Origin of the sequence: Bartonella florencae (genome assembly GCF_000312525.1) — a bacterium.
Classification (GTDB): domain Bacteria; phylum Pseudomonadota; class Alphaproteobacteria; order Rhizobiales; family Rhizobiaceae; genus Bartonella; species Bartonella florencae.
In genome coordinates this window covers 455,076-468,768 of the sequence record NZ_HE997451.1, presented here as the reverse complement: position 1 = coordinate 468,768, position 13,693 = coordinate 455,076, and the positions used below count along the sequence as shown (strand labels likewise).

Annotated in this window: 11 protein-coding genes, 1 other RNA gene and 1 pseudogene; 3 read left to right on the top strand and 10 right to left on the bottom strand. The window is 38.0% G+C overall.

Annotated features, from left to right (window positions below):
* A pseudogene (locus BN202_RS02145) lies at window positions 1–940 on the top strand (helix-hairpin-helix domain-containing protein); the annotation flags it as partial.
* 221 nt (window positions 941–1,161) lie between these two features.
* Here BN202_RS02145 and BN202_RS02140 read toward each other — a convergent pair.
* The 3 genes from BN202_RS02140 to BN202_RS02130 are packed head-to-tail and all read right to left on the bottom strand — an operon-like array spanning window position 1,162 to window position 4,488.
* Window positions 1,162–2,988, bottom strand: a complete 1,827-nt coding sequence (locus tag BN202_RS02140) for an aminopeptidase P family protein (protein ID WP_019218873.1) — start codon at window positions 2,986–2,988, stop codon at window positions 1,162–1,164.
* A gap of 17 nt (window positions 2,989–3,005) precedes the next feature.
* Entirely contained in the window at window positions 3,006–3,875 is an 870-nt protein-coding gene (locus BN202_RS02135; protein WP_019218872.1) for a 50S ribosomal protein L11 methyltransferase, read from the bottom strand.
* Window positions 3,876–3,906: 31 nt separating this feature from the next.
* Complete coding sequence (locus BN202_RS02130; RefSeq protein ID WP_019218871.1) at window positions 3,907–4,488, bottom strand: SCO family protein; 582 nt, start codon at window positions 4,486–4,488, stop codon at window positions 3,907–3,909.
* A 138-nt stretch (window positions 4,489–4,626) separates the two neighbouring features.
* On the opposite strand from BN202_RS02130, the gene BN202_RS02125 reads away from it, so the two are divergent.
* A complete protein-coding gene (locus BN202_RS02125; RefSeq protein ID WP_034986959.1) occupies window positions 4,627–5,256 on the top strand; it encodes a DapH/DapD/GlmU-related protein in 630 nt (209 codons plus the stop codon).
* Between the two features lie 66 nt (window positions 5,257–5,322).
* Here the strand turns inward: BN202_RS02125 and BN202_RS02120 are convergent, their stop codons facing one another.
* The 5 genes from BN202_RS02120 to ssrA form a co-directional block, all read right to left on the bottom strand.
* Window positions 5,323–7,659, bottom strand: a complete 2,337-nt coding sequence (locus BN202_RS02120) for an ATP-dependent helicase (RefSeq protein ID WP_019218869.1) — start codon at window positions 7,657–7,659, stop codon at window positions 5,323–5,325.
* A gap of 121 nt (window positions 7,660–7,780) precedes the next feature.
* Entirely contained in the window at window positions 7,781–8,032 is a 252-nt protein-coding gene (locus BN202_RS02115; RefSeq protein ID WP_019218868.1) for a ribbon-helix-helix domain-containing protein, read from the bottom strand.
* 5 nt (window positions 8,033–8,037) lie between these two features.
* The gene (locus BN202_RS02110) at window positions 8,038–8,226 is read right to left on the bottom strand and encodes a DUF4169 family protein (RefSeq protein WP_019218867.1); all 189 of its coding nucleotides are present in this window, start codon (window positions 8,224–8,226) and stop codon (window positions 8,038–8,040) included.
* Window positions 8,227–8,238: 12 nt separating this feature from the next.
* A complete protein-coding gene (locus BN202_RS02105) occupies window positions 8,239–8,784 on the bottom strand; it encodes an SspB family protein (RefSeq protein ID WP_019218866.1) in 546 nt (181 codons plus the stop codon).
* Window positions 8,785–8,958: 174 nt separating this feature from the next.
* Window positions 8,959–9,315, bottom strand: a transfer-messenger RNA (tmRNA) gene (gene ssrA / locus BN202_RS09395).
* A 97-nt stretch (window positions 9,316–9,412) separates the two neighbouring features.
* On the opposite strand from ssrA, the gene BN202_RS02100 reads away from it, so the two are divergent.
* Entirely contained in the window at window positions 9,413–9,718 is a 306-nt protein-coding gene (locus BN202_RS02100) for a DUF2853 family protein (RefSeq protein ID WP_019218865.1), read from the top strand.
* Between the two features lie 71 nt (window positions 9,719–9,789).
* Here the strand turns inward: BN202_RS02100 and BN202_RS02095 are convergent, their stop codons facing one another.
* Together BN202_RS02095 and BN202_RS02090 are read right to left on the bottom strand one after the other, a co-directional pair.
* On the bottom strand, window positions 9,790–11,097 hold the full coding sequence (locus BN202_RS02095; protein ID WP_019218864.1) for an MFS transporter: 1,308 nt from the start codon (window positions 11,095–11,097) through the stop codon (window positions 9,790–9,792).
* Window positions 11,098–11,498: 401 nt separating this feature from the next.
* On the bottom strand, window positions 11,499–12,809 hold the full coding sequence (locus BN202_RS02090; protein ID WP_019218863.1) for an MFS family transporter: 1,311 nt from the start codon (window positions 12,807–12,809) through the stop codon (window positions 11,499–11,501).
* Window positions 12,810–13,693 lie beyond the last annotated feature (884 nt).

Below are 13,693 nucleotides of genomic sequence, written 5' to 3'. Positions count from 1 at the left end.
AAGTTGTTGATATTGTTGAGGAGAAACGACAAAAAGATTCTTCTGCTTTGTTTTTCCTCATCTCTGCCCTGCTTGTGGGAGTCATGCTGTTCGTGAAGATGGAGAAGCTGTGCGTCGATGTACTGGTGGGCTTATTTGTCCTGCACAAGCGATTGAGCGTATTCGTCATTTTGTGGCACGCAATGCCTTTGATATTGAAGGGCTTGGGAAAAAACAGGTAGAGTTTTTCTTTCATATTCAAGAAGAGACACTTCGGATTCATACACCAGCTGATATCTTTACTTTACAGCGGCGCCAAGAAAACTCTTTGATACGTTTGGAAAATATGGAGGGTTTTGGCGCTGTTTCCGTACGTAAACTTTATGATGCTATTAATGCACGTCGAGAAATTCCTCTCAGTCGTTTTTTATTTGCATTAGGAATTCGACATGTTGGAGAGGTCAATGCACGCCGTCTTGCACGTGCTTATCAAAGTTATATGGCTTTTGAAACAGCCGTGATGGCGGCAACCATACCATGTGAGAAGGAAAATAAAGAAGGCAATGAAGCTTGGCTGGAGCTCACCAATATCGAAGGAATTGGACCACAGGTAGGGGGGGCAATAGTTGATTTTTATCAAGAAGCACATAATCGTGAAGTTTTGGCTGTTTTGCTTGAAGAAGTAACCCCTCTCGATGAGGAGCCTGTTTTGACAGAATCTTCGCCTGTAGCGGAGAAAATAATTGTTTTTACAGGAACTTTGACGCGCATGTCACGCGATGAAGCAAAAGCGTTGGCAGAGCGATTAGGGGCAAAGACTTCTGGTTCACTTTCTAAAAAAACGGATCTGCTTGTTGCTGGAGCTGGAGCTGGATCAAAATTGACTAAAGCACAAGAATTAGGTGTGGAGGTTATCGATGAAGAGGCTTGGTTGCAGCTCATTGAGGGACATTATGTTTAGGGGAATGACTCTCAAGCATGATGTATATGCTCGTTTTTTTCCTCATCAGATGCAATTTATTGATCTTGAAAGGCAATTTATAATTATTGTTTAATGCTGTAAAATATTGTCTTTCAGGATGATAAGATGATGCAAAGATTTTATATATTTCTTCATAGTAAAGGCAGATTTTTGCTTGGAAAAAAGTGTAAGTATTTTTTCTAGAAGATGCCTGCGCTGCTTTAAAGAGGCATGGTTGCTTCTTTTGCCCATTCTTTCTCTTCTTCATTTAAGTAAGGTGCATTCATCTGATAAAGATGTGCATGGTAATTATTGAGCCATTGTCGTTCTTCTTGTGTCAAAAGCTCTGGGAGAATGAGTCTTCGATCAATGGGGCAACTTGTGAGTGTTTCAAATGAAAGCATTTCTTTCTCTCCACCATCAATTTCTTGTGCTTGTTTTACAATGAGTAAATTTTCAATACGAATACCAAAAGCACCTTCGCGATAGTATCCAGGTTCATTAGAAATAATCATTCCAGGAATCAATTCTTGACATCCTTTACTTGAAATATTTTGTGGTCCTTCATGAACAGAGAGATAAGAACCAACGCCATGACCCGTACCATGGGCGTAATTGAAACCGGCTTTCCATAAGGCAATGCGTGCTAGAACATCAATATCTTGTCCGCGTGTTCCTTTTGGAAAACATGCAGTTGAAAGAGCAATCATGCCTTTAAGAACAAGAGTAAAACAGCGTTTTTCTTCTTCTCCAATATTCCCAATTGCGACCGTGCGTGTGACATCTGTGGTGCCATTACGGTATTGTCCACCTGAATCCACAAGATAAAGTTCACCAGCCTTGAGTTGTTTATTGGTTTTTGTCGTTACACGGTAATGGATAATAGCTCCATTTGCACCTGCTGCTGAGATTGTATCAAAAGAGAGATCTTCAAGTTTTTTCCCCATGTTTTTTGCTGTCTTTATGCGAAATTCTTCTAATTTCTGAGCAGCAGAAATTTCGCTTATTGTGCCTAGTGTTTGTTTGTCTAACCAAGCAAAAAAACGGGTAAGAGCGACACCATCGCACAGATGTGCTTCTCGCGCACCTTCTAGTTCTGTGTTATTTTTAATGGCACGAGGTAGAGCGGCGGGGTCGGTCAGTGTGATGAAAAATTTGTCATCTTCTTCAAGTACAGTGCGCAACTTTTCGCATGTTAACTGGGGATCTAAGGCAAAAACTATGCCTTTTTGAATATAGTCTTTGATCTTTGGGATAAGCTGTTCTGGTTCATATAATTTTGCATAAAGTTTCAAATATTGTTTTTGTTCTTCATCAATTTTTTTGCTGTCAATAAATAAGGCTGGTGTTTCTTTTATGGGTATCAAGGCAAAACAAAGAGAAAACGGTGTGTTGGAAACATCATTGCCTCGTATATTGAATATCCATGCAATAGAGGAGGGATCTGTAAAAATAAAAGCATCTGCACTGGCTTGTTGTATACTGTTGCGAATTAAAGAGAGCTTTTCCTCGCTATCCGATCCTGCATATTTAAGAGGATGAATCGATAAGGCAGACTGCGGTGGTGGTGGTTGATCATGCCAAATAAGATCAATAGGATTTTGTTGAACTGCTATGAGCTTTCCACCTGTTTTTATTTCAAATGTTTTTTTAAGTGTATCTATAGCGGCAATGGTGTGAAGCCATGGATCAAAACCAATAGAAAGTTGTTCTCCATTTCTTTCAAGCCATTGTGAGGGAGGGCAAGTTACGAGATCTTCATATTCAAAAATATGAGGATCAGTTTGTTGACGAACTTGGAGTTTATAGCGTCCATCTGTAAATATGACGGCTTTATTTTTTAAAATGAGAGCGATCCCCGCTGAGCCAGTAAAGCCAGTGAGCCAGCTCAAGCGTTGAGCATGTGGGGGAACATATTCTCCTTGATGTTCATCGCTACGTGGAACAAGAAAGCCATCTAACCCAAGACGATCGAGTTCTTTACGAAGAGAGGAAATACGCTCGTGGGCATGCGTTGGGTCTGTTGTTGCTTCAAAAGATTGATACATAACAGCGTCCTTTTCATTTATTTAAGATGTATCGTAACCCATCCTTGACGGTGGTATGTTTCGATATGTTTGAGACCCTGTTTTACATAAGCTTTCAATACAAGATCATGTTGTTCTTCAAGAATTCCGGAAAGTATAAGTGATCCACCTTTTTGAAGAACTTGAACCATTTCTGGTGCAAGTTCAATAAGCGGATTGGCAAGGATATTGGCAATGATGAGATCAAAGGGTGCACGTGATGCAATTTCATCATGGGCAAAACCTATTGCTGTAATTGCCGTAATATATTTTTCTACGCCATTGAGTTCGATATTGTGTTGTGCAACTTTGATAGCAATGGGATCAATATCGGATGCGAGAATAGTAATGGGTTTGAGCTTTGCCATGCCAATAGCTAAGATCCCACTGCCAGTACCAAGATCAAGGGCATTTTGTGGATTTTCGTGTTGCATTATTTTGGCAATCATTTCCAAACAACCGGCCGTTGTTCCATGATGCCCAGTGCCAAAGGCTTGATTTGCATCAATTTCAATGGGAAAAACACCTTGTGGGATGTCGTTACGGTTATGGCTTCCGTGTAAAAAAAAAGGACCAGCATGCACCGGCTTTAATTCTTCTAGACTTTTTTGTACCCAATCAATATTGGGTAAAATTTCATGGTTAATTTTATGAGGATCTATAGAAAGGACCTGTGCAAAACGTTGCAAAACACGCTCTTGGTCTTCTTTTTTTACATAGAGCGAAAGTTCATAGATGGCATTTTTTTCATCTATCTCAGTAAGAGCGAGAGGATATCCTTCTTCATCAAAAGCTGTTTCCATAAGCGTATAAAAGCGCTCTGCTTCACTTTTAAAAGCAGTATAATACAGACGAATTTGCTGTGACATCCTGTTCTTTCTTTAATAATTGGCTTTTTATTTAGTTTGAGACAAGTTTTTTAAGTCGCTCAATGGCAATCTCGTCTTTTAATTCATTATCGTCCTCGTTGGGTTCATAACGGATAACACCTGCTAACTTCCCGCCTTTTTTGAGTAAAAAAATTGCTGCTGTATGATCGTAAGTATAGTTTCCATCTGTTCCAGGTACTTTTTCGGCAATGATATTGAAAGAATTGACCATTTTATGAACTTTTTCAGGATCTCCACTAATACCAGTAATTTTGTTGGTAAAATTACTGAGATATTCATGAAGTACTTCAGGGGTGTCACGTTCAGGATCAATAGTCACAAACCATTTTCCTAATTTATCACTCTTAGGACCAAGGGCAGTAAGCCATCGATCAAGATTCATTAATGTCGTAGGACAGATTTCAGGGCACATCGTAAAACCGAAGAAAATAATTGAAGGTTTACTGCGAACATCAGCTTGCGTAACAGTTTGTCCATTTGAATCGGTGAGAGTAAAGTCATCACCTAAAGGTTTATTTATCAATGTATCGTAAATAAAAATCCCTGTAAGAAATATAACTGTTAGTCCTAAGATGCGGATTACATTTTTCATAGCTTGTCTCTTTTAAAAGTGTTAAAAAAATCTAGCATTGGTGCGTTTGTTTTGCAATCTTTGTTTCATGGTTGATTTTATGGGTTTGGTTGGTATGTCTTTCCATATCTTTTGATGAAACAATTGATGGAAGGTAATATGAATATTGAGAATGATCTTCGCTTCCATGAGAGTGAGCCTCGTATTAATACAACAGCACGATTGCATGATTGTAAGTTAGGGCGTTATGTGGAAATTAATGAACGCGTGATTTTACGTGATGTAACGGTTGGAGATTTTTCTTACTTTGAGCGTAACAGTGAAGCTATTTATAGTGATATTGGGCGTTTTTGTTCTATTGCATCCCATGTCCGTATAAATGCACTAGAGCATCCCATTGAGCGCATTTCAACGCATAAGATAACATATCGTCCTAATGAATATTTCCGCTATATACCGTTAGATCATTCTTTTCGTGAAAGGCGTCGTGCAAAACGTATTATTATTGGGCATGATGTATGGATTGGACATGGTGCGGTTATTATGCCTGGGGTAAAAATTGGGCATGGTGCTATTATTGGTGCTAACGCTGTTGTAACAAAAAATGTTCTCCCTTATACGATTGTCGCTGGTGTTCCTGCAAAGCCATTGCGGATGCGGTTTTCAGAAGGGGTGATTCAGACACTTTTGGGGATGACTTGGTGGAATTGGCCACTTGATAAAATTTATAACGCATTGCCTGATATGCAAAATCTTCCCATCGAGGCTTTTATTCAAAAATGGAGATAATATGCAAAATAAAATGAAAAATAGCTTTTTGTTTGGAAAGGTTATGTTGTTATCTTTACGCTTAATTTAAGCTTTGCTTACAAAATTATCCAGAACGCGCTTTTCTCCAGCTTTCTCAAACATAATAGTTAATTTATGATCATCTATTGCAGTGATATGACCATAACCAAACTTTATATGAAAAATTCGATCATTAATTGCAAGCTTTGATGGTGCCTCAGAGACTGATTGGGCGATAACCTTTCCTTCAATGTTCTTTTGTGTACGTTGTTGTCGTGGTGTCGCGTAATCACTATAAAAGGAACCGTGCTGTTTAAAATTCGATTTTCCATAACCACCATAAGATGTTTCCATTTTTATGGGTTCTATGTGTTCTGCCGGTAATTCATCTAGAAAGCGGGAGGGGAGTGATGATTGCCAAAATCCGTGAATTTTTCGATGGGATACAAACCATATATGTAAATATTTTTTTGCTCTTGTCAGCCCTACATAGGCTAGTCGTCGTTCTTCTTCCAATCCTAAACGGCCACCTTCATCTAATGAGCGCTGATGGGGAAAAAGCCCTTCTTCCCAACCAGGAAGAAAAACTGTTTCAAATTCAAGCCCTTTGGCTGAATGAAGAGTCATGATGTTGACCGCATCGGTGTGTTCATTGTTTTCAGTATCCATCACCAGTGCAACATGTTCTAAAAAGCTCTGAAGGCTTTCAAATTGTTCCATAGAGCGGATCATTTCTTTAAGGTTTTCTAGTCGTGTTGCTGCTTCTGGTGAGCGATCTTCTTGCCACATAATTGTATAGCCTGAATCATCAAGGATGATTTCGGCAAGCTCTCTATGGGGGGTGCACTGCAGCATATTCTGCCAACGGCGGAAATCTTCAATAATACTTCGCAAAGCACTGCGTGCCTTAGGCTTTAACTCATCTGTTTCAATGATGTCAGCGGCAGCAGAAAAGAGAGGAACAGTACGGGCTCGCGCACTCTCATAAAGAAGCCGCAGGGTTGCATCTCCTAAGCCACGTTTAGGTGTATTGATAATGCGTTCAAAAGCCAAATCATCTGCTGGTTGGACCACAACGCGTAAATAAGCCATGGCATCACGTATTTCCATTCGTTCATAAAAACGAGGACCACCAATGACGCGATAGTTAAGACCAAGCGTTACAAAGCGATCTTCAAATTCACGCATTTGAAATGATGCGCGTACCAAGATAGCCATATGATTTAAGGCATGACCGGCTTGTTGGGCGCGTTCAATTTCTTCTCCGATTGCGCGCGCTTCTTCTGCCGAATCCCATGCTGAATGAATTTTTACTTTTTCTTCTTCACTCTTTATTTGAGCAGAAAAAAGTGTTTTTCCAAGCCTTCCTTGGTTATGAGAAATAAGATGAGAAGCCGTTTTAAGAATGTGGGATGTTGAGCGATAATTGCGCTCTAAACGAATGATTTTTGCAGGAGGAAAATCTTTTTCAAAACGCAAAATGTTGTCAATTTTAGCACCCCGCCATCCGTAAATAGATTGGTCATCATCACCAACACAACAAAGATTGACATGTCGTTCTTTCGATTGTTGTGCTAAAAGACGAAGCCAAAGATATTGTGCTGTATTGGTGTCTTGATATTCGTCTACAAGAATATAGCGAAATTGGGAATGATAGTGGTGAAGAATATCTGGATTATGTTGAAAGAGAGAGATAGAATGAAGCAGAAGATCCCCAAAATCACAAGCATTAAGACTTTTTAATCTCTCTTGATAGCTACGGTAAAGTTTACGTCCCATGCCGTTGCCAAAGGAATGGGAGTCGCTTTCTGAAATGCGTTCTGGTGAAAGCCCTTGATTCTTCCAAGCATCGATCATGATAGCAAGGTTTCGGGCGGGCCAGCGTTTATCGTCTAATCCTTCCGCTTGAATAAGCTGTTTTAAAAGTCTGATAACATCATCGCTATCAAGAATTGTAAAGTTGTTTTTTAAATGAACAAGTTCTGCGTGACAGCGCAGAATTTTTGCACCGGTGGCATGAAAGGTTCCAAGCCAAGGCATCCCTTCAACAATTTCACCAATAAGTTCACTAATTCGTATTTTCATTTCACGGGCAGCTTTGTTGGTGAAGGTTACAGAAAGTATTTGCTGAGGAGATGCAAGCCCAGAGCGCAAAATGTGGGCAATACGTGTTGTTAAAACGCGTGTCTTTCCAGTACCAGCACCTGCAAGAACTAACAGAGGTCCTTCTGTGCTCATTACAGCTTGTCGCTGTTCGGGATTGAGTTGTTCTAAATAATCGGTGCCCAATCGTGTTTGTTCTTTTGTCGTTACAGTGTGAAGAGTGGCTCCAGAGCTCTTGTCATTATGGAGAGAGGTGGCATCTTCTTCAAAAAATGGTATGGGATCGGAAAAATTGTTCATTATACCTTTTGTGTAGTCTTTTTTTCATTTAAGTGCTAGATCTAAAAAACTTTTCTTAAAAAAGCCACAACAGCTTCGCTTGAATAAGAAGTAAAGAGATCACAAAAAATAATGGCGAAAATTAAAGACGTTGGGTAAGAACGCTTTGAAGGGCATAAACGCGTAATGAAGACGAAAGATTTACTTTTTGTGGTCTTTTGCTATCAATATCAGTGATAATAAAGGCTAAAGATTGTTTTCTTTTGCGTGCTATGGCTTTGAGAACATCGAGAAAGGGTTTTTCTAAAGATATACTGGTTGCATGTCCATCAATTCTAACAGATATTTTTTGTGGAATCATTTCTGACCAATTGATAGAATTATCCCCATGCATTTTTTCTACTCTTCTTCATCACTCAATAAACGATTTTGATCAAGAAATTTTTGCATCTTTAAAGCTTCTTTTTGCTCGAAAAGTTTTTCAACTTTGGTTCTCCCAAAACGAGAGCGATTTTCTTCTGCATGAAGAGCTTTTTCTGCACGCTTTTTTTGTTTTCGAAATTGACGAAGGTTAATTGGTTCAGTCATGAGCAAATATATTTATTTTTTTCGAAAGGAATCCAATGAGACAACATCAGCACTTTGTTTGCTATCATTGTTTGAAGCTTCCTTGTTTGTACTGAGACTTTGCTCTTTTGGGAGCGCGCTTTGTTTTTTTTGTTTGTCTGGTAAAACAAGAGGTGTAGATGCGTTATTTTCTGAATTTTCACTCTCTACGCTTGCAAGATTTGAGGGAAGGTCAAATGCTGCTTCAAAGGATGCTACAGGGTCATAAAATACTTGAATAGAAGAAAAAGGAATCACTAATTTTTCCGTAACTTCTCTAAAAGAGAGAGACACTTCAAACGCGGTTTCCGAAACACTTAAATCTCTGAACTGATGTTGCAAGACAATTGTCATTTGATCTGGGTAACGATTTTTAAGGCGAGAAGAAATTTTTACGCCTGGAGTATTTGTCAAAAAAGTAATAAAAAAATGATGATTTCCTGGAAGCCCTGCTTTGGAAACTTCTGATAAAACTTTACGGATAACCCCACGAAGCGCATCTTGGACGAGAATATCATAACGGATTTGATCTTGAACCATTGAAATTTATTCCTTTTATTTCACGTGGCAGATGAGCATGCGTAATATTGTGCAATAGAATGTCTCCTTAAGCTAGCAATATTTTTTCTACTATGCACCTAAATTAACTGAAAAAGAATACGGAATCTTATAACAAATCATATTTGAGAGATTAGTTAATAACATTTATAAAAAAGTGAAGGCTTCTGTTGCCAGGTGCCTCCGAACCCCGCTTAAACCTGCGACGGTTTAAGAGTTAATTTGAAACATTCACACTGCTTCAAGCAGCGAGACGTGCTTCCGCATAGTTGTCATTTGCAACTACTCATTTAGTCCGATAACGGTGGTACTATGCCGAGTAAAAGAGCAATCTTTACACTCTTGTCGATCCTGTTTCGCCCCCACCAAAATATAATTTCTGTTCCTTATACTTTGGTGGAGGCGCCGGGTACCGCCCCCGGGTCCAATGAGTTTATTTCATTGTCCATTTATTACCATAGCTGATAAGTCAGCCCTTTAAGTATAGATGAAGAACGGTCTTTGGAAAAGGGGGGCTTGTTAATATTTTTAATCCTCTAATTATTTATGCAGCTATTATGATGTGGTTGTAAAATGCAGCCGCTCATTCTTGGAGAGGAGATGATGCAGAATGACAAATGATCTAGCAGATATTAAAGTATATGACTCAAACCCCGATAAAGCAGCAGTAGAACGGCTTGGGCATCGTTTAGCTTTGGTGATGAAAAAGCAAGATGCATCGCTTGTTGCTACATCAGATCCAAAAGAAGTTGAACGTGTTGAAAAATGGGTTCAGGATGTTTTAGGGGCTGATGAGAAAAGTGCTAAAATGGCTGTTGCAAAAGTTGCAGAGATGATGTCTGGAGATCGTAGAAAAAGTCGTATGACTTTTTATTATTTAATTGCTAAGCAACTCAATGCACTTCATAAAATTTAAACAATATTAAATTTGTGATAATGATAAAAAAAGCCCAATATTTTTGGGCTTTTTTATTTTATTAGAGAGAGTTAACGTTTTTCATCGTCTTGGAGGTATCCTCCTTTACGCATACTTGGTACAAAGAGAAGTGCTATAAATGCCATAATCATTACAGCGGTTATGTAAAAATAAAAGAGAGATTCATATCCAACCTTTTTTAATCCAAGTGCTACGTATTCAGCGGAACCACCAAATAAGGCATTACCAATGGCGTGAGAGAGGCTAACACCTATTGCCCTGACTGAAGCGGGAAACATTGCTGATTTTACGACACCAGAGATCGATGTATACATGCTCATAACACAGAGCATTCCAATAATAACTGATGAAGCAACCCATATACTGTCTGTGTTACCGATTATCCAGAGTCCAGGAAATGTAGAGATGACAGAGAGGATACTCCAAATGATGAGTAAAGTTTTTGTTCCAATTTTATCGGCTATGATACCAGCTATGGGTTGGAAGAGTATAAAAATAAACAATACAGCAGTCATGATCGTTGTTGCAATTTGTTTATCAAAACCAGTAGTTGTTATCAGATATTTCTGCATATAAGTCGTACAGGTGTAAAATGTGAGAGATCCTCCCGATGCAAAGCAAGCAATTACCACAAAAGCTTTTGTGTGTTTGGTGAGAAGTTCCTTAAGGCTACCAGCCTGTTTTTGAGAGCGACTTTCTTTTGTGGTTGTTTCATGGAGTGAACGGCGCAGATAAATCGCAACTAATGCTCCACATCCACCAATCACAAAAGGAATACGCCATCCCCACGCTTTTAACTGATCTTCAGTGAGATAAATTGCTAAAATAAATATAGTAAAACTGGCAAGAAGTTGACCTGTGATAAGGGTACCAGATTGAAAAGAAGCAAAAAGCCCACGATGCTTTTTGAGGGAAACTTCGCTTATATAAGTGGCTGCTGTACCATATTCACCACCAGCTGAAAGTCCTTGCACCATTCGGGCTAAAAGTAGAAGGATTGCTGATGTCACTCCCAAAGTTTCATAAGTAGGAAGTATGGCGATGAAAAAAGAGCCACCGCACATCATAAAAATGGATACCAGCATCGAGCGTTTACGTCCATAACGGTCGGCAACAAAACCGAGCAACCATGCTCCAATAGGGCGCATAAGAAAGCCAATAAAAAAGACTCCCGCAGTTTTTAAGAGTGGCGTAATAGTGTCGCCATCTGAAGGAAAAAATTGTGAGGCAAAGTAAATCGAGGCAAATGAGTAAATGTAAAAATCATACCATTCTACGAGGTTTCCTGTTGCACTCGCTATAATAGCAAAAATACGTTTTCTTGCATCCTGTGATGCTGAATCTGTTTCATTTTTCATGAAGTGTTCCCCTTTTAGAACTATAATTTTTTTCTTTTTTAATTTTTACGGTGTGTTTCATTAAAATTCAATTGCATAATGGCAATTTTTATGAAAATTGTGTTTTAAGATCTTTGTTTTGCTTTTCTAGTAAGATAAAAGTTATTGCATTGGATCTAGAGGGGGGGAAAGTATGTTAAGAAATAGGTTCTCAATTACTCGTAAAAGAAGCACTAAAATAGTTCTTTTGGCGATGATAAATACGATATCTAGAGAGCTTACAATCTGTTATAGGATTTCATGCTGTCGGTTGATTAAATAATTGAATATAGTGCATAAAGCTAAAAAATATCAAAAGGATATTTTTGTATCTCCCTTACAAAAAGCCCAATTTCTTGGGCTTTTTGCTCTTTGTGGGAAATTTAATAAGCTTTATCGTCTTTATCGAGATATCCTCCTTTATTGATATCTGGCATAAGAAGAATAGAGATGAGTGCAATGATCATCATACCAACGATGTAAAAAGCAAAGACAGATTCATATCCCATATTTTTTAATCCAAGCGCTATATATTCAGCAGAACCGCCAAACAGTGCATTGCCAATGGCAAAGGCAAATCCGACTCCGATTGCTCGGATTGAAGCGGGGAACAATTCTGCTTTTATGATACCAGCGATGGATGTATAAAAACTCATAATACAGAGCATTCCAATAATGATTAATAGTGCATTCCATGCATTATGGGTATTCCCAATCATTTTAAGAACAGGAATTGTGCAGATAATAGATAAGCCTGCCCAACTGATAAGCGAAGCTCTTGATCCAATTTTATCGGCAAGCGAACCAAAGAGTGGTTGGAGTAAAACAAAAATAAAGAGTGCAGCAGTCATGATCGTTGTCGCGGTGGGCTTATCAAAACCGGTTGTTGTGATCAGGTACTTTTGCATATAAGTGGTATAGGTATAAAATGTGAGGGATCCTCCCGCTGTAAAGCCAATAATGAGAAAGAAAGCTTTTTTGTGATTGCGTAAAAGCTCTTTAATACTCCCAGCGTGTTGTGTAGAGCGGCTTTCTTTAGTGGTTGTTTCATGGAGTGAACTGCGCAGGTAAATTGCAATTATTGCTCCAAAACCACCAATTATAAAAGGAATACGCCAGCCCCATGCTTTTAACTGGTCTTCAGAGAGATAAATTGCTAAAATGAATATAGTAAAACTAGCGAGAAGCTGACCTGAGATCGTTGTAGCATATTGAAAAGAAGCAAAAAGCCCGCGCTTATTTTTGAGAGCTACTTCACTCATATAAGTTGCTGCTGTACCATATTCACCGCCAACTGAGAGACCTTGAAACATACGGACTAATAGGAGAAGGAATGCTGCTGTTATTCCCAAAGTTTCATAGGTGGGAAGTATGGCGATGAGGAATGAACCACCACACATCATAAAAACAGAAATAAGCATGGAGCGTTTGCGTCCATAACGGTCGGCAATGTATCCAAATAGCCATGCACCAATTGGACGCATAAGAAAGCCAATAAAAAAGATCCCTGCGGTTTTTAACAGTTGTGTAACCGTATCATCATCTGAGGGAAAAAATTGCGAAGCAAAATAAATTGACGTAAATGAATAGGCGTAAAAATCATACCATTCTACGAGATTTCCTGATGCACTAGATATGATGGCAAAGATACGTTTTCTTGTATCATGTGGTTCTAAAGTGGTTGCACTTTTCATGAATTTTCCCCTTTTAGATTTATTGTTTATTTTTTTATTGAAAGTTGATTAAGGTTTTTATCATCAAAATTCAATTCTCCAATAGTTATTTTTTATGAAAACTCTTTGAGAAGGTTTACTGAAATTATGTTTTCTTGTTTTTAAAAAGCCCTTATTTATGTCGTAAGGCAGAAAACTATAATACTATAATATTGATCTGTCTTTTGATTTTGTAATTTATTTAGAGGCAACAAATTTTTATGATTCAGTAAAGAATCTTTTTTCACTATGAAGTCTTCAATATCAAGGCCTATAGAGTATATTACTGCCAAGCTGATATAATTGCTGTTATTATATAAAATGGTATCATTGAGTATATTGAGTGCTCGTTCTCATATCTAAATTTGTAATATTTAAACGCATTGATTTGTAATGTTTTTATTAGAGGAAACGATTTTTTTGTTTTTGGGGTGTTGTTTGCTATGTGTTTCCATGTTGTAATCATTTGAAATCCACGCATTTATAGCTGAAAGCGCTGTTGTTGTTTATTTTTTACGCTTACACTGTTGCAAAAAAGATTTTTTCAAAATGGGGTAAATGTAGTTTTTGTCATGGAAAGAAGTTATTTTCAATAGTATTTGATGTTATCAATAAAACCTTTTTTTCTTTGCTTTTGGTAAAAAGTAGACTCTTGTTAAAATAAATCAAAGACTTTTTGATCTTAAATAAACTGAATTTAGTAGAAAAAAGAACATAATAATATGGTAAGAAAATTTACCTCCCACAGTTTATCTTCAAGAAGAATATATTATACCAATTATAGTAAGAGAGATGGGTATATATAAAAAATTAAAAATATTGAATTTATATGATTTCCACAATCAAAAGCCCTCTAAGGGCTTTTG